The 20996-nt window shown below is 42.0% G+C and carries 18 protein-coding genes and 1 pseudogene; 10 read left to right on the top strand and 9 right to left on the bottom strand.

Annotated elements, in window-relative coordinates; genetic code table 11:
* Positions 1 to 20: 20 nt before the first annotated feature.
* From MJ761_RS08525 to MJ761_RS08535, 3 genes and pseudogenes are all read right to left on the bottom strand, one after another.
* Positions 21 to 917 carry a DMT family transporter gene (locus MJ761_RS08525; protein ID WP_093091445.1) on the bottom strand — a complete coding sequence of 299 codons (897 nt, stop codon included), beginning with the start codon at positions 915 to 917 and terminating at the stop codon, positions 21 to 23.
* Positions 918 to 1070: 153 nt separating this feature from the next.
* Positions 1071 to 2153, bottom strand: a pseudogene (ribBA, locus tag MJ761_RS08530) (bifunctional 3,4-dihydroxy-2-butanone-4-phosphate synthase/GTP cyclohydrolase II); the annotation flags it as partial.
* Positions 2154 to 2678: 525 nt separating this feature from the next.
* Positions 2679 to 3137 carry a hypothetical protein gene (locus MJ761_RS08535; RefSeq protein WP_093091447.1) on the bottom strand — a complete coding sequence of 153 codons (459 nt, stop codon included), beginning with the start codon at positions 3135 to 3137 and terminating at the stop codon, positions 2679 to 2681.
* A 424-nt stretch (positions 3138 to 3561) separates the two neighbouring features.
* On the opposite strand from MJ761_RS08535, the gene MJ761_RS08540 reads away from it, so the two are divergent.
* The 10 genes from MJ761_RS08540 to cls all read left to right on the top strand — a co-directional run bounded on the left by MJ761_RS08540 (position 3562) and on the right by cls (position 14546).
* Positions 3562 to 4032: a hypothetical protein gene (locus MJ761_RS08540; protein WP_093091449.1), complete on the top strand. Its 471-nt coding sequence runs from the start codon at positions 3562 to 3564 to the stop codon at positions 4030 to 4032.
* Between the two features lie 187 nt (positions 4033 to 4219).
* Positions 4220 to 4597 carry a hypothetical protein gene (locus MJ761_RS08545; RefSeq protein ID WP_093091451.1) on the top strand — a complete coding sequence of 126 codons (378 nt, stop codon included), beginning with the start codon at positions 4220 to 4222 and terminating at the stop codon, positions 4595 to 4597.
* 829 nt (positions 4598 to 5426) lie between these two features.
* Positions 5427 to 6614, top strand: coding sequence for an acetylornithine/succinyldiaminopimelate transaminase (locus MJ761_RS08550; protein WP_093091453.1), 1188 nt, complete (start codon positions 5427 to 5429; stop codon positions 6612 to 6614).
* Between the two features lie 2 nt (positions 6615 to 6616).
* Positions 6617 to 7351, top strand: coding sequence for an SIR2 family NAD-dependent protein deacylase (locus MJ761_RS08555; RefSeq protein ID WP_176715046.1), 735 nt, complete (start codon positions 6617 to 6619; stop codon positions 7349 to 7351).
* A 66-nt stretch (positions 7352 to 7417) separates the two neighbouring features.
* Positions 7418 to 8350 (top strand): hydroxymethylbilane synthase, encoded by a 933-nt coding sequence (gene hemC / locus MJ761_RS08560; protein WP_093091455.1) that lies wholly within the window; start codon positions 7418 to 7420, stop codon positions 8348 to 8350.
* Positions 8347 to 9078, top strand: coding sequence for a uroporphyrinogen-III synthase (locus MJ761_RS08565; RefSeq protein ID WP_093091457.1), 732 nt, complete (start codon positions 8347 to 8349; stop codon positions 9076 to 9078). The genes hemC and MJ761_RS08565 overlap by 4 nt, the downstream gene beginning before the upstream one ends.
* A 52-nt stretch (positions 9079 to 9130) precedes the next feature.
* Positions 9131 to 10525, top strand: coding sequence for a uroporphyrinogen-III C-methyltransferase (locus MJ761_RS08570; RefSeq protein ID WP_239364509.1), 1395 nt, complete (start codon positions 9131 to 9133; stop codon positions 10523 to 10525).
* Positions 10522 to 11724: a heme biosynthesis HemY N-terminal domain-containing protein gene (locus MJ761_RS08575; protein ID WP_093091459.1), complete on the top strand. Its 1203-nt coding sequence runs from the start codon at positions 10522 to 10524 to the stop codon at positions 11722 to 11724. Before MJ761_RS08570 ends, MJ761_RS08575 begins: the two co-directional genes overlap by 4 nt.
* 62 nt (positions 11725 to 11786) lie before the next feature.
* Positions 11787 to 12851, top strand: coding sequence for a uroporphyrinogen decarboxylase (gene hemE / locus MJ761_RS08580; protein WP_093091461.1), 1065 nt, complete (start codon positions 11787 to 11789; stop codon positions 12849 to 12851).
* 201 nt (positions 12852 to 13052) lie between these two features.
* Positions 13053 to 14546 carry a cardiolipin synthase gene (gene cls, locus MJ761_RS08585; RefSeq protein ID WP_093091463.1) on the top strand — a complete coding sequence of 498 codons (1494 nt, stop codon included), beginning with the start codon at positions 13053 to 13055 and terminating at the stop codon, positions 14544 to 14546.
* A gap of 116 nt (positions 14547 to 14662) precedes the next feature.
* Here cls and MJ761_RS08590 read toward each other — a convergent pair whose 3' ends face one another.
* The 6 genes from MJ761_RS08590 to MJ761_RS08615 all read right to left on the bottom strand — a co-directional run bounded on the left by MJ761_RS08590 (position 14663) and on the right by MJ761_RS08615 (position 20402).
* Positions 14663 to 15709, bottom strand: coding sequence for a Tim44 domain-containing protein (locus MJ761_RS08590; RefSeq protein WP_176715047.1), 1047 nt, complete (start codon positions 15707 to 15709; stop codon positions 14663 to 14665).
* A 489-nt stretch (positions 15710 to 16198) separates the two neighbouring features.
* Positions 16199 to 16840 carry a trimeric intracellular cation channel family protein gene (locus MJ761_RS08595; protein WP_093091465.1) on the bottom strand — a complete coding sequence of 214 codons (642 nt, stop codon included), beginning with the start codon at positions 16838 to 16840 and terminating at the stop codon, positions 16199 to 16201.
* 7 nt (positions 16841 to 16847) lie between these two features.
* A complete protein-coding gene (locus MJ761_RS08600) occupies positions 16848 to 17540 on the bottom strand; it encodes a 16S rRNA pseudouridine(516) synthase (RefSeq protein WP_093091467.1) in 693 nt (230 codons plus the stop codon).
* A gap of 42 nt (positions 17541 to 17582) precedes the next feature.
* Positions 17583 to 19040: a sodium:proton antiporter gene (locus MJ761_RS08605; protein ID WP_093091469.1), complete on the bottom strand. Its 1458-nt coding sequence runs from the start codon at positions 19038 to 19040 to the stop codon at positions 17583 to 17585.
* A 199-nt stretch (positions 19041 to 19239) separates the two neighbouring features.
* Positions 19240 to 19815 carry a DUF1415 domain-containing protein gene (locus tag MJ761_RS08610; protein WP_093091471.1) on the bottom strand — a complete coding sequence of 192 codons (576 nt, stop codon included), beginning with the start codon at positions 19813 to 19815 and terminating at the stop codon, positions 19240 to 19242.
* 104 nt (positions 19816 to 19919) lie between these two features.
* On the bottom strand, positions 19920 to 20402 hold the full coding sequence (locus tag MJ761_RS08615) for an Lrp/AsnC family transcriptional regulator (protein ID WP_093091473.1): 483 nt from the start codon (positions 20400 to 20402) through the stop codon (positions 19920 to 19922).
* Positions 20403 to 20996: the final 594 nt, after the last annotated feature.

Consider the following 20996-nt stretch of genomic DNA (forward strand, 5'->3'; position numbering starts at 1 on the left):
TTGGTGATAGGGTGGAATGTTTAAGCGGTTTTTTTCTGGCTGCGTCTGGGCTTGAGCGAACCTAGATATATTGCCATCAGTGTTAATGCTGTGCCAGTCCACTGTATTGTATTAATCGGTTTGTTGAGGAAAAAATAATCAATGAGTATCGCAGCCACCGGTTCACTTAATAATAAGAGGCCGGTTAAAGTTAATGACAGTAACGGCACTGCGTAAGCAATTAATCCCCATGCAAAGCATTGCATCACTATGCCATAAGTGAAAATCAGAAGTGCATCTGTCATATTGGTAGGCCAGAAATGGCTCGAATCAATCAATATGCTTGGTACAATTAAGGCGCCAACTGCACCGGTGCTTACCAGTAGCATTAATGGAAATAATGAAACCGGTTCTGCCAGATGTGCCTGCCGGATACAGGCCATTGAGGCAGCAAGGGCAGCACCGGAAATTAAGCCGATAAAAATTCCGTATCCGCCATGGGTATTATGTCTGAGCTCGGGATGGGCGATGAGTATAATGCCGATGACGGACAGAAGCATGCTGAACAGTTGCAGTTTACTTTGGCGCTCGTTAAAGAAAAACCACGCTATAGCGGTTAGAAAGAATATCTGCATGCTATTGAGCAGGGTTGAAATACCGGGGCCAACGGCATGAATACTTTCGTGCCAGAATGCCAGATCAAAGCCTAGAAATACGCCAGAAAGAATACAAAAACGCTTTGCTCTGCTACTTGTCGGTAATTTTTGTCCAAAATGCCGGCTGAGTAACAGAAAAACAATACCACCAATAAATACGCGCCATAAGGCAATGGCATAGGAACCTATGGATACAAATTTGACAATTAAGCTACCGAGTCCGAAGACAATGCAGCCAAAAGTTAAACCGGAAGCAGCCCATTTTTGTGGGGTCAGTTGCATTAAATATTATCCTTGAAAAACAGCCATTACAATAGGCTGTCGGAAAATATGTGATGTTTTTGTTCGGTTACATCGCATAATTCAGACAGCCTGAGGGGGCGTATTGTATTTCAATTGTGTTACTAAAATATATACTTGTTTAGTAAAGAAATATTATTGGGCTGGTTCTTCAAATCCGGTTACTTCAAGACCGAATCCGTTCAGGCCGGTAAAGGCAGATGGTTTACCCATAACCCGCATGCGTTTTACTTGCAGACCAGCCAGTATCTGTGCTCCGATGCCATAGGTTTTGCTGTCCCATTGTCTGGCCTGATGTGCGCCTTTGGGTAAGGTGCGGTCGAGCAGGGTGGCTCCTGTTTCGGTGCGGTGCATCAGGATGATGATGCCGGCATCAGATTGTTGTATGCGCGCCATGGCTTTAGGTAGTGACCAGGTATGCAGCTGGTCTGGTTGCAGAAAATCCATGGCGCTGAATGGTTCATGTACGCGTACCAGTACTTCGTCGGCGTTTGCCGGATTACCTTTTACTAATGCCAGATGAGTTTCGCCTGATAATTGATCTACATAGACATGCTGTGTGAAGTCGCCCCAAGTTGTATGGATATTGTTGACGCCGAGTTCTTCTATCAGGCTTTCATGGCGGCTGCGGTACTCAATTAAATCTGCAATAGTTCCGATTTTAATATTGTGTTTTTCTGCAAAAATGGTTAGTTCCGGCATACGTGCCATGGTACCATCATCATTAATAATTTCGCAGATAACTGCTGCCGGAATCAAACCGGCCAGTTTGGCTAAATCAACACTGGCTTCAGTGTGTCCGGTACGCACCAGAACGCCCCCTTTTTGCGCGCGTAACGGAAAAATATGGCCGGGCTGAACGATATCTTCTGCTTTTGCTGTTGGGGAAACTGCTGCCTGTACGGTATGTGCACGGTCTGCGGCCGATATGCCGGTAGTAATACCATGTGCTGCTTCAATTGAAACGGTGAAGTTGGTGCCATACTGGGCACCATTGTTCTGGGTCATCAGCGGTAAATGCAGGCGGTCGACAATCTCTTCTTCTAAAGGCAGACAAACCAGTCCGCGAGCGTATTTAATCATGAAATTGATGGCCTCAGGCGTGACAAACTGTGCGGCCATAATTAAATCGCCTTCGTTTTCACGATCTTCTGCATCGGTAAGGATAACCATTTTGCCGGCTTTGATATCGGCAATGATTTCTGGAATGGTGGCAATACTCATGATAGTAAACAACGCTCTCTTGGCAAAATAAACAGTATTTTACTCTGGATTAGTGGCTGTAGCTTGCTTTTATCAAAAAAGTTGATATTTGTGTATTTAAAATATCGGTTATAGGCTAATTCCGATCTTTTTATCTGATACTTATGCTCTATATGAGGAAAATAGATATGAATATAACAGGAACAAGTTTATGTATTAGAGAGAAACTTGAAAACGATTATGAGATTACCATTAAGGAGGAATTGATTATTGGGGGATTTATTGCTCTAAAAAATAATATTTAAAATTGATAACCGACAGATAATAAAAAATTATAAGTGAAATAGTTAAGAAATCAATGATTAAAAAATAGAAGATAAAATCAAAGGAAATCATATAGCTATATCTTTGAATAAGGGAAGAAAAATTTTATAGAACCAGAAATCTACGAATAACTTATAAATTAATATTAAGCGGATTGTTGTGTCTTATAAGTATTATTACTGTATTGGCTTTATCTGGAGAAGGGCGCAATAGTTATCAGGATTTTATTTTCAGGATAATATTGGGTTTTTGTTCCATAGGATAATCTGCACCGCCTTTAAAATACCAATATGTCAGATAGATTGCCAGAATTGCTGCTGGCACAATCAGAAAGCCGCCACCGATAAATAGTAATAGAGATATAATTGTGTTGGGTATGCCACAAATGCAGCCAATAACAACCAGTATTTTTAAAAACAGATTAGATGAAACATCAAAAATCCAGCCAGTTATCATGATTAAAAGTATTAATATGGCAAAAAAGGCCATGATTAATAAAAGATCATTTATGTCTAGTGTTATATCTTCGGTAAATACTTTAACTAACTTTAGAATTGGCATTTTTCCGCCATCAGCAAAGAGTGCCAGTAACATAGGCCATGCACTGAAGATTAGAGTGGAAAAAGAGCATATTACGCGCTGTAAGAAAATTGCACCAGTATATTCTTTTATCATATATATTCTCGCTTATTTTATAGATAAACCTAATCAAAATCTGATGATTCAGTAATCAAAAAAAGTAAGGTTTTAACATTGTTTTTAATGTCACAAAGTTGTTTTTTTATTATAACTAATTTTTCATAAAATTACAAAAGTTAGTATTTTGTATTGATTGATCTAATTTTGTTAGAGCACTAAATGCTTATAAATCATGGTGCGCAGTTAATTGCTGATAGTTTTATTTTGCTACAAATATCATTATTGATAAATGGTAATTTTGTAATACATATTTGATATAATTATTATTTACTCATTTAAGTTTAATCTTTCCTGTTTAGAAGTATTAAGTTTTCGATAATAAAAATATACTAAGATAGTTATAAATAATTTTAATTGCTACACATATAATATGTTTTATAATGTAAAAAAAAGCATGTGAATGAAAATTCATGGAGGCGATGTGAACTTGAACTATTTTAAATCACAAGATTTTTTCTCTCGTTTAGCTCTTTCATTCGGTGCGTTAATTATTACAGCAGCACCGTTTTGGATTTTTTTGTATGTCGTTCTCCTCTGTTTCCTGTCTATAGGATATGATTATGAATCCACAAAATACTATGTGATACTGGTTTTAATAGTCACAGCTTGTTTTGTAGTGGTTGTGCTTATGTTAATGATTCTCGGATGGATTTTGAACTGCAAATCAAATTTTGTAATTAATACTATAGTGGTTATCGCGATGTTTTGTGCCCTTCCTCCCGTGGTAATTAGTTTTGCTTTTATGGTTGGTATTCTTATGTTGCCATTGTATATATTGGCTGGTTATTTGGTTTACTGGTACTTAAAAGGAGGGGCAAAATATCAACCTAAAGTTAAACCAGCGTTGAAAGTGAAGATTAAGCTAAGCTAATTGAAATTTGTAATTGATGCTGGTAAAGCTTGTATTTGAAGTTATTATTTTTGATATCTTAAAAATCTTTAATAGTATGAGATGTAACAGGAATCATTTTATATAAAAAGTTATCTGAAACTATGTTTGGCTTGTGTATTATGTTTGATAAACAGCTATTTAAGCTAATATAGAGGTTGGAATGAATATGGAAAAAGAATATACCCGTGCCACATTTGTAAAACGTTTTTTGATATCTCTAGGTTCCTTGATTATCGGCTCGCCATGTTTCTTTATTGGGATTGTAGGCGATGGAAAAGCTTTGAGTGTAGTGGTTCTCATTGCAACGATAATATTATTAATTATGATGTTTGGATGGATATTTAATGTTTCTTCTAATCCCTTTCTAAAAGTTTTGGTTGTTATTGGTTGTTGCTGTGGTTTACCTAATGCTTTAATATGCCTGACAATCGGCAGTATGCTCATGGGCGTTGGTTTATTAATTTTGCCGGCAACATTGTTGGCTTGCTATCTAACTGTCAGGTATTTTGAGAGCAGACCTGATGATGTAATAGATCAAGCTTGATAGGGATTTAGTTGATTTTGTTCTGTATAACAAATATTGTTTGCCAACTGTTTTTTCTTGCTGAGATTTAAAGCAGCATTTACTGTCGCGAAGAATGGTTAATGCTAGTTTATGTTTTTTGCTGATGGTTGTTTTTAGGTAGCTATTATGGCTATCGCTATCTGGTTTTTCTGGTTCTTTTCATAATTAAGATGCTTAGGTATTCTGGTATTTCAGGCAGTTTAATAAGCAATGTGTTTATAAAGCTTGTTAATTTGCCCAAATTATCTTGGTCTTTATCCGGTAAGCTTGTTCTACATTCATTGTATTTATCTTTTTTTGCCGGCTTTGATATCGGCAATGATTTCTGGAGTGGTGGCCATACTCCTGAGAGTAAACAACGCTTTCTCGATAAGATAAGCACTATTTTACTGTGGATTTGTGGCTATAGTTTGCTTTATTAGAGAGTTGATCAGTTGATGCTTTGATGGTGTTCAGGTATAGAGTTGTGCATAGTGTAAGTTAAGATATGCTTTTATGGGCGGATTTTTTATTGTTGGTAAATGATAAGGCGGTATTTGAGGCAGGATATAGGAGTAAGGCGAAAATGCAGATTTATTTTAGGTATTTGTATTTGTTTTGCTATGTTGAGCCAACAGAATTTTGAATTGCCGAGCAGATTAGTAGTTAATAATGTTATGCTATGTATAGGAAATCGATTCTGTTATGGTATTGGTTTGGATTGATGAGGTTTTGGATACAGCCAGTTATCAGGGTTTTGATGATTGTTAATTATTATAATATTATATTGTTTTTCCAATAATGTTTGTATAAATAAATAGAGAGAAAGATGCATAATTATTTAACCCCTAATTTCAATTTTGCACCTATGTTTCCTGAGCATGGGCAGGGCAGCCGGGTCTGGGATAAAAATGGGCAGGAATATATTGATTTGGCTGGCGGTATTGCAGTTAATGCGTTGGGACATTGCCATCCGATATTGATTGAGGCGCTCACTGCACAGGCACATAAGCTGTGGCATATTTCCAATATTTATACTACACAACCAGCTCAGGAGCTGGCGCAGCGGCTGGTAAAAGATACGTTTGCAGAGCAGGTATTTTTTTGTAATTCTGGTGCGGAGGCAAATGAGGCTGCATTCAAGCTGGCGCGCAAATATGCACGTGACCATTTCGCTGGCACGGATAAGCACGAGATTATAGCCTGTGTAAATGGTTTTCATGGGCGTACGCTGTTTACTGTTTCGGTTGGCGGCCAATCAAAATATAGTGATGACTTTGCACCATTACCGGGTGGTATTCGGCATATTCCGTTTAATGATGTTGCTGCTCTTGATGCAGCGGTTAATGATAAAACCTGTGCAGTTGTCATTGAACCAATACAGGGGGAAAGTGGTGTGTTGCCGGCAAATGCTGAGTTTTTGCTGGCAGCCAGAAAAGCCTGTGACCGGCATCGGGCGTTGTTGATTTTTGATGAAGTTCAGACTGGCATGGGGCGTACAGGAAAATTATTTGCGCATCAATATTATGATGTGCAGCCGGACATTGTTTCCAGTGCTAAAGCGCTGGGTTGCGGTATTCCGATAGGTGCTATGCTTACTACTGCTAAAGTTGGAAGTAGTTTTACGCCGGGCAGTCATGGAAGTACATTTGGTGGTAATCCCCTTGCATGTGCTGTGGGTTGTGCTGCTTTTGATATTATCAATACACCGGAAACGATGCAGAATGTGCTGCTGCAAGGAGAAAAGTTACAGGCAGGATTACAGGAGTTAGGTACGGCAATGGGTGTGTTTTCTCAGGTGAGGGGGCAGGGATTATTGCTTGGCTGTGTGATGTCTGATGAGTATAAGGGACGAGCAGCACAGTTGATGCAGTTAGCATTGCAGCATGGTGTACTGGTTTTGGTTGCCGGTCAAAATGTGTTGCGTCTGGCACCAAGTTTGTTACTGACTGATGCTGATTTACAGGCCGGGCTACAACGACTAAAAGCAGCAATTACCGCTTTTGTGCATAATTAAATATGTCTATTTCATTAAAGCGCCAGCAGGTAGTTGTTTTAACGGGTTCGGGCATAAGTGCTGAAAGTGGTTTAAAGACTTTTCGTAATCATGGCGGTTTATGGGATGGAGAGCGAGTGGAAGATGTGGCTACCCCTGAAGGGTTTGCTCGCAATCCTTTACGGGTACTTGATTTCTATAATCGTCTACGGCGCCAGTTGCAAAATGTTCAACCAAATGCAGCCCATCTTGCTTTAAGACATCTGGAAAGTGGCTATGAGGTAAAGATTATTACTCAAAATGTGGATGATCTGCATGAGCGTGCTGGGAGCAGCCATGTATTGCATTTACATGGTGAGCTATTAAAAGCTAGAAGCAGTGTCGATGAAAATTATATTGTAGATTGTTTTTCTGATCAGACGATGGGGGATGTTGATGCCAGAGGGTTTCCAATGCGGCCGCATATCGTCTGGTTTGGTGAGGCAGTTCCTATGATTGAAACGGCAATACAATTGATGCGAACTGCTGATATAGTGATAATCATCGGTACTTCTTTACAGGTTTATCCAGCAGCAGGTTTGGTGCAGTATATCCCACCAGATGCAGAAGTTTTTCTGGTTGATCCGCAGCCGTATGAAGGTTTGCAAAATGTACAGTTTATTCGGGCATCAGCTCAGGCTGGTGTAAGTAGTCTGGTTAGTGAATTATTACAGCGCTCTGAAGCACTATCTTTTTCCTGTCAGGATAGGGTTGATTAAAATCTGTTCTTTCTTTAGTTAGTGTTAAAATATCTCCCTTGATTTTCTTGATTCTTGCATATCAGTATGACAAAGAAAAAATTAGTCATTGCCAGTCGTGAGAGTGCTCTGGCTATGTGGCAGGCACGTTATGTGCAGCAATGCCTTCAAATGGTATACCCTGATTTATCTGTTGATATTCGGGGGATGACGACGCGGGGCGATCAGATATTGCATCAGTCTTTATCCAAAATAGGCGGTAAGGGGCTGTTTATCAAGGAGCTTGAATTAGCTTTACAGCAGGAAGTTGCTGATATTGCAGTTCACTCTCTTAAAGATGTACCTATGCAGCTGCCAGAAGGCTTTGTACTGGCAGCCATAACAAAGCGTGCTAATCCGCTGGATGCTTTTGTTTCTCATCAATATGCCGATCTGGCTGATTTGCCACCGGCAGCAATAGTGGGTACTTCCAGCCTGCGCCGCGAAGCGCAGATCCGGTTGCACTATCCTCATTTGCAGGTTAAGCCTTTGCGCGGAAATGTGCAAACGCGTCTGGATAAGCTGGATAGGCAGGAATATGCGGCGATAATTCTGGCTGCGGCCGGATTGGAGCGGTTGGGATTGGATGGGCGTATTCGAAAAATATTACCAGCCGAGGTGTTGTTACCAGCTGTCGGGCAGGGCGCACTGGCAATTGAGGTTGCGGCTCATCGTCAGGATTTATTGAAGTTGTTACAACCACTTCATCATCCTGTTACAGCCGCTAGTGTCACTGCTGAACGTTCTATGGCAAAAGTTTTAGGTGGTAGCTGTCAAGTTCCTCTGGCCGCATATTGTGTTGAAAAATCTGGTATGCTCGAATTGCGTGGCCTAGTTGCTTCTGCTGATGGTACAACTGTGCTGCGTGCCAGTGCACAAGCTTGTCTGGAAGAGGCAGAACAGCTTGGTTTAAGTGTTGCCCAGCAGTTAACTCATCAGGGTGCACAACAATTGATTGCTGCTGTGTTATCAGAACGATGAATGCTCGCCCCTGTCTGGCACTAATGCGACCGCGGTTGGCTGCCGCTGCTGATATAGACTGTTGTGTTCGCGCAGGCTGGGTACCGTTAGTGCTTGAATATCAGCAGCTGCAACCACAACCAGCAGTTTTACAACAGTTAGTTTTGAAAAGTCTGGTTCAGAATGTGGTTCTCTGGGTTAGTCCGAGTGCTGTGCATATTGCGGCTAAATATGTTTCTCAGTCAGAGAGTTTATTGCATGTTGCGGTAGGCGCATCCACAGCCAGTACATTGGCTTCTTATGGATTTAAGCGAATTTTATATCCTGTTGACGGACATGACAGTGAAGCGGTTTTACGCTTACCTTTATGGCAGCAGCTGAAAGGTAGGTTGTTGTTGATTCGTGGTGTTGGTGGAAGAGACTTGATCATTAATCAGTTGCATCAGCAGGGCTGGCAGATTGAGATAGCCGAGGTGTATCAACGTCAGCCACAGCCTGTTAACTGGTCTGTATTGACACAAAAGGCACACGAGGGAAGTTTGAAAGCCGTTTACATGACGACGACTGCTGCTGTGCAGGCATGGTTTACGCAGTTGCCGCCAGATTTGTACGCAGTTAGCAAAAGCTTGTTATACTTAGTTCACCATCCGCGCATAGCAACTGCGTTAACAGAGTATGGTGTTTTGGCAGTACAGGTATCGGATTTATGCCGTGGATTGGAACTTTTGGATTCACACAGTACATTTTGATAGTGGCACTGGAGTGCTGTTTATCCCAATTATTATGTAGGGAGTATACCGAATGAGTGAACAACAAGATGCACAGTCTAGCCAGCCTCCTGAGCAGGGGAAGCAGCCATTACTGGTGAATAAACAAGGTGAGGTTGGTGCACCTCCAGAATCGGCTACTTCTGCGTCTGCTGAAGGTACAGGTAAAGATAAAGCTACCGCACACCAAGCTGCGGATTTTCATCAAAACAACACAGGATCAGGCATGTCTGCACCCAATGTACCCAGCCAGTCAACTTCTGTGAAACAGCAACATTCCGGTTCAGGTAAAGGAATTGCGCTGGGAGCACTGGTATTATCTTTACTGGCATTAGGAGCAAGTGGTTTTTTATTTGTTGAAGGACAGAACCAGCTTAAAACCCAGCAACTGCAATTTGATCATAAAATTGATAATGCTGGTATTGATGCCAGTAAAACTGCGGCTACTGTAGAAACTGGCTTGGCGCGTATCGATGGATTAAGCCAGCAGTTGCAGGAGCTACAATCGCAACAGAAATCTCAGCGTGAAAATGTTGACCGTCTTACCCGTGCCTATCAGGAGCTGGTGAAAAACCGGACAGATTGGCTAGTGGATGAGATTGAAGCCACACTTAATCTGGCATCGCAGCAGTTATTGATTTCCGGCAATGTGCCGGTAGCAGTCAATGTGCTCGAAAATCTGGATAACCGTTTATCACGTTTTGATCAGCCACAATTATTGCCAATTAAAAAAGCTATCAGCAGTGACTTGGAAAATCTGAAAAGCCGCCCGTATCTGGATACCGCCAGTGCTTCTTTACGCCTGAACCGGCTTGAATCGGCCGTTGCCGGTTTGCCTTTGGTGATTGATAGCCAGTTACAGTCTGGTGCAGCACCAGCTGTCGCAGCAATTAACCCGAATGCTTCATGGTGGCAACGCACTTGGCAGGCTACTATGCACTCTCTGCGAGGCATGGTAGAAGTACGTCATATTAATCATAATGATTCGATGCTCATGTCACCAGAACAGATGTATTTTGTGCGTGAAAATCTGCGCTTGCGTTTACTGGATGCTCGTATCGCGCTGATTCAGCGTCGTGGTGAGGTATATGCTGCTGATCTGAATGGTGCGGAAGCAACAGTTAAACAGTATTTTGATGCCAGTTCCGTTGCGACACAATCATGGCTGAAAGAGTTGATGCAACTGAAGATGCTTAATGTGCAAACCATTCAGGACAGTAATTTATCTGCCAGTCTGGCTGCTGTACGTGAATATCAGAATCAGTCTGGCATGGATATGTCTACAGCGTTGCCAGATTTGGGTGGTTCTGCGGCCAGCAGTGCTTCTGCTCCAGTAGCAGCTTCACATCCTGAAAGGCCGGCGGCCAGTCTGGAAAACAGTCATAATGTGTCTGCCGCCTCTTCCGAGCAGGGAGAACATACATTATGAGATCTCTGTTATGGTTGATTGGTTTATTCGTGGTTGCGGTTGCTGTGGTACTGGGTGCGAAATATTACAGCGGTGATGTATATATTGTTGTTGAGCAAACTCTTGTACGCATCAATCTGCAATTTTTTATTGGTATTATTCTGTTAGCTGTGGTGTTGCTGAATATTCTGTTACGTATTGTCATGGGATTTGTGCACCTACCCGGACACTGGCAGCACTGGCGTGTTAATCATCAGCGTCATCAGGTTGAAACAGCATTGAATCATGCTGGTCTGGCTTATTTTGAAGGGCGATTTCAGTTTGCTGCACGCGAGGCAGAACGGGTATTACGTAACAAGCAGGGACAGCACAGCCGTGCTTTGGCATTATTACTGGCAGCGCACAGTGCAGATCAGATGGATGACATCACAACCCGTGACCGTTATTTAAATGATATTGCCAAACTGCCGGAAAAACAGCAGCTATCCCGCTATCTGCTGCTGGCTCAATCTGCGCTGGCACAACACAATAGCCAACAGGCAAAAAATGCTCTGGACGCCGCTGCCAAAATCAGCCCGAATCTGACAAGGTTGGTTAAGCTGCAATTACGTTATGACAGGGAGCAACATAATGCACAAGGCGTATTGCAGCAAGTTGATAAATTAGTCCGTGCAGGTGCGTTAAGTGACAGTGAATATCAACAATACTGTTACTGGGCATATCGACAATTACTGGCTGAAGCCAAAGATCCGGATGAACTGAAAAATAGTCTCAGTGCTATTCCGGTAGATGAGCGGGAAAGCGCACTCAGTGTGGATATTGTGGAAAAATATCTACAGCTGGGCATGTACACTCAGGCATTGAAGTGGATAAAAAAATATTACCCGCGCACTCATGATGCGGCGCTGTTACCCGCTTTTAATCAGGCCAACCAATATTTAAGCGCTAAAGAGCAGCAGAAGAATATGGTTACAGCGGATAAGTGGTTGCAGCAGCGGCCGCAAGACCCGGATCTGCTGTTATTGATGGGTGAATTGAGCTACCAGCAGCAGCTATGGGGTAAGGCCAGAAGCTATCTGGAAGCCAGTTTGCAATCCGGCAATAATAATGCCACCAGATTGCTGCTGGCCAAGGTGCTGGAGCAGTCTGGGCAGAGCGAGGCTGCTGAGCAGCAGCGCAGCCAGATATTGGCAACCATCAGTAATGATGATGAGTTGTAATCTTTGTTTGTTTTATTTAACAGGCAGTTAGTGCGTAGTGCGCTAACTGCCTGAGGTTGATTATGGCAGTTTTACACAACGATATTTTTTTACGTGCTTTGCTGAAACAGCCCGTGGAGTATACGCCAGTATGGCTGATGCGGCAGGCAGGGCGTTATTTACCTGAGTATCGAGCCACACGGGCTAAGGCCGGCAGCTTTCTGGCGCTGTGCCAGAATCCGGAACTGGCCACAGAAGTTACCTTGCAGCCTCTGGAGCGCTTTGCATTAGATGCAGCCATTTTATTTTCCGATATCCTCACTGTACCTGATGCTATGGGGCTGGGTTTGCATTTTGTCGAAGGTGAGGGGCCAAAATTTACTCATCCGCTACAACATGAGCAGGATGTGGCACGTTTAGAAGTGCCTGATATGAGCCGTTTGCGCTACGTATTTGATGCAGTAAGCAGTATACGGCAAGCGTTGCAGGGGCGTGTACCGCTGATAGGTTTTTCTGGTAGCCCGTTTACTTTAGCCTGTTATATGGTTGAAGGTAGCGGTAGCCGGGATTTTCGTTTATTGAAAACCATGTTATATCAGCGTCCGCAATTATTGCATCGCATACTGGATATTAATGCCCAGACAGTTACTGCCTATCTGAACGAACAGATTGCCTCCGGTGCTCAGGCTGTACAGATTTTTGATACCTGGGGTGGTATTCTCAGCGATGCGGCCTTTCAGGAATTTGATTTACTTTATTTACAGCAGGTAGTATCTGGTTTACAACGTGAAGCTGATGGGCGGCGAGTGCCTGTGATTGTCTTTACTAAAGGTGGTGGACAATGGCTGGAGCAACTGGCTGCATTGGATGTTGATGCCTTGGGTGTGGACTGGACAGTTAATTTGCATCAGGCTCGTCATCAGGTAGGGCAGCGGGTTGCCTTGCAGGGTAATCTGGATCCGCTGGCATTATTTGGGCAGCCTGAAAGTATTGAGTGCGAAATTAAGCGTTTGCTGGCTGATTATGGGGCAGGCAGCGGGCATGTATTTAATCTGGGACATGGTATTAATCAGTTTACTAATGCGGAAATGGTGAAGTTTGCTGTAGAGGCAATACACCGCTTGTCAGTCGGATACCATCAAAATTAATTGTTGCGCTGATAAAACAATGGCCAGCTAAAACAGATTATTGAGGTTATCACAGCCTATTATTACGGCAGGCACAGGATATGTTTTCTGTACCTGCCAGAATTTTTGTCTGGCGGGTATGGCAATTGTTTTTTCAGATTATCTGCTTATCTCTTTATAATTTACGTATCTGAAAGTTTCAGAAACAATAGGTTGGCTTATATGTTACATAATATACCGTGGGCAGAAATTATTGTTGTGTTACACGTGGTGGTAGTAACCGTACTGGTGGTACGGGTGTTATACCATCAGCGTAATACAGGAGTATCTGTTGCATGGATTTTGATGTTAGTGGCTTTCCCTTTAGTTGGAGCCGTAGGCTATTTATTGATTGGGGAGCCAAGGCTAGGTTCGCGTCGTTTACGCCGGCAGCATGAGTTAGTAAAATTCTATCAGCGGTTTAGTGCAACGTATCTGCATGATTTTAATCAGCATGCTTGTAGTGGCTTGAATGAACGCTATCATGGTATCAGCCTGATCGCAGCAGATAAAACCGGCTTTAATGCTACCGAATACAATCATCTGACCCTGCTCACGAATGATGAAGAAATTATTGCTGCTATCCGCCATGATATTCAGCAGGCTAAAACCAGTTGTTTGCTGGCATTTTATATTGTTGATCCTCAGGGTGAAATTGTTGCATTACTCAACGATGCTATGGCAGCAGCAAAGCGTGGTGTGGTAACCAGTATGCTGGTTGACAGTATTGGCAGTGCCAGATTCTGGCGCAGTGACTGGCCACAGCGTTTGCGCACTGCCGGTATTACCCTGACTGAAGCCTTACCTATTGAGCTTTGGCGTACTTTTATTGTGCGGGCAGATTTGCGCAATCATCGCAAAATTGCCGTAATAGATCAGAAAATTGGCTATACCGGCAGTTTTAATCTGGTGGATCCACGCTTTTTTAAAAAGAATGCTGGTGTCGGGCAATGGGTAGATGTGATGATGCGTTGTGAGGGCAGTCTGGTGCAGCCACTGGCAGCGGTGTTTGCCGGTGATATGGCTGTAGAGACTGAATCCAATCTGATGCAGGTGCAGCAATGGGTGGACAGCTATGGTAAGCAGGCGCTAATGCATAATTTACAAGTTGCCCAGCAGGAACAGAATGGGATTGTGGTGCAAGTCATCCCATCTGCGCCAGAGCAGGGCAGTCCGGTTATTTATGACACAATTGTCAATGCCATTCATGCGGCCACACGCCGAATTATTATTACTACTCCTTATTTTGTTCCAGATGAAGCTTTACTGCTGGCGCTTACTACCGCAGCTATACGTGGTGTGGATGTTACACTGATTGTACCGGAAGCAGTTGATTCCAAACTGGTTAAATATGCCTCACGTGCGTATTACCCGATGCTGCTACAGGCCGGAGTTAAAATTGCCTTGTTTAAGGGCGGGCTGTTACATGCCAAAACCTTAACAGTTGATAGCGATTACACCCTGTTTGGCACAGTAAACATGGATATGCGTAGCTTTTATTTGAATATGGAAATTAGTCTGGCAATTTACGATGAGGGTATGACTGAGTCAGTAGTAGCATTGCAGAACAGCTATCTGAATGACTGTGAATTTATTGAACTGAAGGCATGGCAGGCGCGTTCAAAATGGTGGGGACTGGTGGAAAATACAGTACGTCTGGTGGGACCATTACTGTAAGGCTGAATTTCAATCTTGCCTAAACGTAGAGTCTGTACCAAATTCATCATGGCAAAACTTTTGATGCAAATAAAAAAAGCACTGATTCAATCAGTGCTTTTTTATAGCAGTAATAATTAATCCTGCTGTATACCGGCAATTAACCAATCCTGCTGGCTGCCTACCGGTTTGACAAAATGCCATACCTCGCTGAAAGGTTGTTGTGCACTGCCGAGCTCCTCACTCACCAAACCACTAAAACGTACACTGGCAATGTACTGGCCGTTTTCCTGAGTACTATCTGCCAGATCGGCATTCAGATCACTAAATTCGGCAGTATCCTGATTGTTGATAATATCATTACGGATATCAGCAAACATATCTGGTGTGAAATAACGGCGGATTTCTTCCAGATTGGAAGCATTGTTCATTGATTGCACATGATTAAAGCGCTGGCGGGCAAAGCGCAGGAATGCTTCCGGATTACTTCCGTCTGCCATACCTGAAGTGCTGGATTGCATCGTATTGCCACTAGGAGCAAGAGTCTGCCCAAATATATTGGTACGCGCACTCTTGCTATTAGTGAGAGGAGTATGATTATTGGAATTCTGATAATTGCTGTAAGGCATATTTGCCTGATTATTTTTTTTGCCAGCAAAACGACGAAATAAATAAAAACCACCTAATGCGATAATAAGTAACCAAATCCAGCTAAAACCGCTTTTATGCTGTGGCTGTGCCTGTTGCAAATCGGCATTAGCAGAAGGATTGACTGCTGCATCAGCATTATCAGCATCAACATTATTAGCATTATTGGCATTATCATTTGCTGCCGGCGTACCAGTTTGCTGCTGGTTATGGTTAGCCATGGCATGACCAGCCAGTGCACCAATAGCTGCACCGGCTACGCCCGCCCCGATTACCCTGCCGGCACCGTTTCCACGTGGCTGGGTTTGGTTAGAATAATTGTTCTGATTGCTGTTGCGATAGTCGCTGCGTCCTGAATTGGAATAGCTGCTGCGGCCGGATTGATAAGACGGATTGCTGTATGAGCTGGAATAGTTAGAACGCGACATGCCGCGACTACCACCACCACCGATTCGTTTGGCCTCTGCTAGCGGGCTCAGAGTTAGGCTGAGAATAACCACAGAAGCAATATAACGTAATTTTCGATTGACCATCATTTGGATATTTCCATATCTACTGTATTAAAACTTACTTTACTGTACATAGCGCTAAAAAATAAGATTTCAAGCAAAAAAATACCGATTATTAAACTATTTTACGGTTTAATGGTAGCTTTTGTGATTAAAAATAAATATTGCCCTGATAACAACCTTATTATTCAGAAAGCACTGTAAAAGTGATTATTGTTGAATTTTAGCAGAAATGCGGTAAATCGCTTGAGTAAAAAACATGAAGGAATATGGATTATTGTTTATCTGTCATGCGCAAATAAAATTTCTTTCAGTACTCAATAATGACTGCTATAAATTCTGGATAAAAAGAACCCTCTGTGCCAAGGGGAGAAGCAGCAGAGGGCCAAAATAATGTTTCGACAAGAGAATACTGAAAAATCAATTAAAATCCAAATGTTATACACTTGTTGCTGCGTATGAACATAATCTTAATGACTTAGACTGTTTTTTGCAGCGAAAGTTCTTTTATTTTTGTTATATTTTGTAATTTTTTTTCTTTTGAAATCCCGGCAAAGTAACGTGGTAATGATAAGCAAGTAAACGGCTTATTACTCCGCTGATAAATAGCAGATTAATACTCAATGGCGTAACCATTTTCCAGTGATCCAGCAGACATAACAGCAAGCCGAGTAAAATAGCAATAGTGCCGTAAATATCACTACGCAGAATAATAGGAACTTCATTGACTAGAATATCACGCAGAATACCGCCTCCAACCGCAGTTACAAATGCCAGCGTAACCACACCAAACCAGTTTAATTCCAGTGCCAGCCCAACTTGAGCACCAGTAAGGCTGAATGCTGCCAGCCCCAGCGCATCTGCTACCACAAACCATATAGCCAGTACCCGATGGCGCTGGTACTGTAAATGAAAAGCCCACGATAACAGAAGTGTAATAAAAATAGTCCACAATGCTGTATTACTCTTGAAAATCATAGGAATATGGCCTATCAGAGCGTCGCGCATCATCCCGCCACCAACCGCAGTAAGCAAAGCCACAATCACCACACCAAGAATATCCAGCCTTTTGCGAAAACCAACCAGATAACCAGACACAGCAAATGCTACTGTTCCTATGATATTAATCAGTTGGAAAATAAGATCAGTATTGAGCATGTTACATTTAGTCAGATTCAGGTTGAAAAAAACGCCAGCCGCCGATGGGTAAATCATCAGCTTGCCATGAACCAAAAGCACTGCGATGCAGAGCAGTCACACGGTTACCAGCAGCGGCAACCATGCGTTTAACCTGATGGTATTTGCCGGATGTGATGGTTAGCAGCAGAGTATGGGCATCAATTAATTCGGCAGCTTCAGCTTGTACTGTTTCATTATCATCATGTAACAGCACCCCGTTTTTTAAAACAGTACACAGTTTGTCGTCAGCCTCATGCTTGAGACTAACCCGATAAATTTTTGGCAGCTTATGCTTGGGTGAAGTACAGCGATGGTTAAATTGACCATCATTAGTCAGAATCAGAACGCCGGTTGTGTCTGCATCGAGCCGTCCAACCGCCTGCATATCCAGATGACGCAAAGGTTCTGGCAATAGATTGAAAACGCTCGGATAAAACTGCGGCTTATGTGAAGTTTCATAATCGGCCGGCTTGTGTAACAGAATATAGAAATAGGGAAGTGGTACTGGTATCAGATTCACCTTATCAACTTGCAGACTGCGGACATTCAGTGGATCAATGTCCATACGTGCATCACTACAAACCCTATCATTAATTTGTACAGTCTCGTCGGCAATTAATGCCAGACATTGCTTGCGACTGCCCAGACCCTGTGCTTGCAGGTATTTTAATAATTGCATAACTAATTAGCCCTTACAGGCTGGTTACCTCTTCCAGATAGATTAAAAAAACAGTAATGTATCCAGCACAAACAGCGGGATAAGCAAAGTGACAGACCAAGCCATATAGCCGAAAAAGCTGGGCATGGGAATACCCTGTTGCTCAGCAATGGCTTTTATCATCAGATTAGGCGCATTACCGATATAACTGAGCGCGCCCATAAATACCGATCCCATAGAAATAGCCAGTAATGTATCAGAAAAGTAGCGCATCAGTAGCTGAGCTTCACCACCGGCAAGATTAAAGAACACCAGATACGTTGGCGCATTGTCCAGAAAGCCTGATAATAGCCCGCTCATCCAGAAATAAATGGCATTTACCGGCTCGCCGTTGTGCTGAATCAGTTGTAGCAGTACGCCAAAATCGCCAGCAGTGCCCAGTTGCAGGAGTGCCATCACGGGTGCAATAGTAATGAAAATCCCGATAAACAGCTTACCTACTTCCTGCATTGGTGCCCAGTTGAAGTCATTTTGCTGACGCAACTTTGGTGAGGTTAATTTAAGCCCGCATAAAGTAATTATCACCAATAAACCATTGCGTAACCATGCGCTCAAACTAATCTCAAGCCCGTAAATATGCCATACTGGCATATTCTTACATATGCCTGATAACAGAATCACAGCCGTTACAGCAAACAATAGCAGCAGATTAATCTTGCCCTGAATAGTCAGCATGGGGCTGTCCAATTGCCTTACCGCCTTAGCTTTCGGTTCATGTTGCCATAAACAATAATCAATACAAATGAATACCAGTAATAAAACCAAAGTATTAACCAGTACTGGTAATAACATATGACTTAGTGTCCATTGAAAACCAACGCCTTTCAGAAAACCCAGAAACAGCGGGGGATCACCAAGCGGGGTTAAACCGCCACCAATATTGGCCACCAGAAAAATAAAAAACACAACAACATGAGTACGATGACGCCGTTGTGCATTGGCTCGCAATAATGGACGGATAAGCAGCATGGCTGCGCCGGTAGTGCCCATCAGGCCGGCCAGAAGCGTACCGGTGGCCAGAAGTGAAACATTTAATCTGATGCTGCCAACGCTATTATATTGAATCACAATGCCACCAGATAAAGTATATAACGCCAGCAATAAAAGCATGAAAGGAATATATTCTTCTAATAACGCATGTGCAGTGAGTGTAAAACCAGTTGATATACCATAGTGCCAGCTCAGAGGCAGTAAAAATAAACCACACCAAAGCCCAATCATTTTACCGCTGTGTAAATGCCATAGATTTGGCAGCAGCAGGGGACACACAGCAATGGATAGCAGCGTGCCGGCAAAAGGAAGACACCACCACAGACTCAGTTCATTAGCAGGCAGACTGGCTGCCAGCGCAGGCAAGGGACAAGAGATACAGATAACCGCGGTTAGCAGCCGTAATATTTGGCTATTGCGGCGTAACAATGAAATGGCGGGTTGCAGATAATGAGATTTAACTGGCGACATTCAGTATGCTTAATTATTGAATTCGGTTGTGATTTTAACAATAAACCATACCGTGTTAAAGAAAGGTTTGAATAGCAGCCATTGAGACATATTCATCAACTGATAATATTGCGACAAGATTCAGCATAAAATATAAATTGCTCTATTTTTCTGATAAGTGAATGCTTGCCCAAGGCTGCATGTATTCTGATGTTTAATCTTATTTTTGTTTTCGCAGCGGATATTCGATGCCCAATTTTGCCCAGCCTTCAGTACCCATCTGGCGCAATAGTGCTTTATTGCGTTCATAAATGCTTGCTGCGTCAGGAAAGGCAGCAACAGCCTGATCAATACTACTTTCACGAATCAGATGCAAAATAGGATAGGGGCTGCGATTGGTATAATGAGTGATATCATTCTGCGCCTCATCGGCAAACTGAAATTGCGGGTGAAAGGGAGCTATCTGTATCGTGCCGTTTGCATGAACGTCCTGTAGCACCTGTTCAGCTAATGTCACTACATCGAGAAACACATCAAAATCAGCAAATAATTGAGGCTCAATTACTAAAGTAGTTTCTATATCAGTTGCTGGGGTTTGCAGCAAAAGCAGAATTTCCTGTTCGAGTAATTCGAGAAATGCATCTAAATGTCTGGCATGGCTAAGCGTAAAGCGAAGCCTGTTCAGATTGTATGGCTTGCGGGCAAAAGGGCAAAGATTCAGGCCGATAACGGCCTGCTCCAGCCAGTGACGGCAGATTGCAATAATATTTTCATCCGCAGCAGAAAGTTGAGTCATAAATTTTTTACCTGAGATTGTAGATTTTGCAGCATGGAATGAATCATTGAATAGATAACAGCACTATCGATTGCGTTATTCAGTTTTTCTTGCTGCTGTTTTTACTAGTCGATGTTCAAATGTTCAAGTGGCAAAATTGTAGAAGATTTGATTTCTTTTAAGACAAAACTTGATTTGGCATCCTCCACACCCGGCGTGGCCAGCAGTGTTTCCAGTACAAAATGGGAAAAAGCATTCATATCAGAGAAAAATGCCTGAAGAATGTAATCAGATTCGCCGGTAAGCGCAAAACAATTAAGTACTTGCGGCCAGCACTGCACCGCCCGATTAAATTCATCCCGGGATTTTTTGTTTTTATTCACTCTTACGCGAATAAATGCCTGTAAACCAAGTGCAATTTGGCATGGGTTTAACAGAGCTGCATAACAGCGGATAATACCAGACTCTTCCAGCTGCTTTAATCGGCGCAAGCATGGTGAAGGTGATAAAGCTACTCGTTCAGCAAGTTCAACATTAGTAAGACGACCATTGTCTTGTAAAACTTGCAGAATTTTAAGGTCGGTTTTATCTAAAAAACTTATTGTCATAATGCAAGAATCCTGAAACTGACTGCCGCAGTAATGGTGCAAGCGAAGATAAATAAATTAAAGTAAAGGTTTATATGCATTGCAAAATTACACTTAAATTATACAAATAAATGTTATTTTGACATTAATCCTAATTTAATACCAGTTATTCTAAATGATTTTTTGGTTGTCTAATACCTTTAATTATATGGGAAATAAATTATAACCATTTGTTTTTAATAGTTAAATATTCGGTATTATGATGGTGCTGTTTTAATGTGAAAATTTAATTTCAGTTTACGCTGAACATAAATATTATAAACTATTATTATCAATAATACTGTTTAAGATACTAATTAAATCTGCTGATATTAACTATAAATTAAAATTGTTCAAGTATACAAGATAATCATAAGCAACAGAATTAAACAGCTTTGCCAAGTAATTAATATAATAAATAATAGTATATATTTGTTTTTTGTATATTTTATAGAAAAATTGATAATCAAAATAACTAATTAATAAAATTAAATTATTTAGGTTAAAATGATCGTCAATCTGTAAGCGGCATACTCTGTATACAATATAATTAGATTGTTATAAAAACCAGCTCAT

The organism is Snodgrassella communis (assembly GCF_914768045.1).
Lineage (GTDB): Bacteria > Pseudomonadota > Gammaproteobacteria > Burkholderiales > Neisseriaceae > Snodgrassella > Snodgrassella communis.

Bases quoted from the DNA above. Each gene is read 5' to 3' on its own strand.
- MJ761_RS08610 (WP_093091471.1), bottom strand. From the start codon at position 19,815: ATGACTCAACTTTCTGCTGCGGATGAAAATATTATTGCAATCTGCCGT.
- MJ761_RS08600 (WP_093091467.1), bottom strand. From the start codon at position 17,540: ATGCAATTATTAAAATACCTGCAAGCACAGGGTCTGGGCAGTCGCAAG.
- MJ761_RS08575 (WP_093091459.1), top strand. From the start codon at position 10,522: ATGAGATCTCTGTTATGGTTGATTGGTTTATTCGTGGTTGCGGTTGCT.
- MJ761_RS08540 (WP_093091449.1), top strand. From the start codon at position 3,562: ATGAAAATTCATGGAGGCGATGTGAACTTGAACTATTTTAAATCACAA.
- MJ761_RS08525 (WP_093091445.1), bottom strand. From the start codon at position 917: ATGCAACTGACCCCACAAAAATGGGCTGCTTCCGGTTTAACTTTTGGC.
- MJ761_RS08615 (WP_093091473.1), bottom strand. From the start codon at position 20,402: ATGACAATAAGTTTTTTAGATAAAACCGACCTTAAAATTCTGCAAGTT.
- MJ761_RS08550 (WP_093091453.1), top strand. From the start codon at position 5,427: ATGCATAATTATTTAACCCCTAATTTCAATTTTGCACCTATGTTTCCT.
- MJ761_RS08570 (WP_239364509.1), top strand. From the start codon at position 9,131: ATGAGTGAACAACAAGATGCACAGTCTAGCCAGCCTCCTGAGCAGGGG.
- cls (WP_093091463.1), top strand. From the start codon at position 13,053: ATGTTACATAATATACCGTGGGCAGAAATTATTGTTGTGTTACACGTG.
- MJ761_RS08595 (WP_093091465.1), bottom strand. From the start codon at position 16,840: ATGCTCAATACTGATCTTATTTTCCAACTGATTAATATCATAGGAACA.
- MJ761_RS08605 (WP_093091469.1), bottom strand. From the start codon at position 19,040: ATGTCGCCAGTTAAATCTCATTATCTGCAACCCGCCATTTCATTGTTA.
- MJ761_RS08565 (WP_093091457.1), top strand. From the start codon at position 8,347: ATGAATGCTCGCCCCTGTCTGGCACTAATGCGACCGCGGTTGGCTGCC.
- hemE (WP_093091461.1), top strand. From the start codon at position 11,787: ATGGCAGTTTTACACAACGATATTTTTTTACGTGCTTTGCTGAAACAG.
- hemC (WP_093091455.1), top strand. From the start codon at position 7,418: ATGACAAAGAAAAAATTAGTCATTGCCAGTCGTGAGAGTGCTCTGGCT.
- MJ761_RS08535 (WP_093091447.1), bottom strand. From the start codon at position 3,137: ATGATAAAAGAATATACTGGTGCAATTTTCTTACAGCGCGTAATATGC.
- MJ761_RS08545 (WP_093091451.1), top strand. From the start codon at position 4,220: ATGGAAAAAGAATATACCCGTGCCACATTTGTAAAACGTTTTTTGATA.
- MJ761_RS08555 (WP_176715046.1), top strand. From the start codon at position 6,617: ATGTCTATTTCATTAAAGCGCCAGCAGGTAGTTGTTTTAACGGGTTCG.
- MJ761_RS08590 (WP_176715047.1), bottom strand. From the start codon at position 15,709: ATGATGGTCAATCGAAAATTACGTTATATTGCTTCTGTGGTTATTCTC.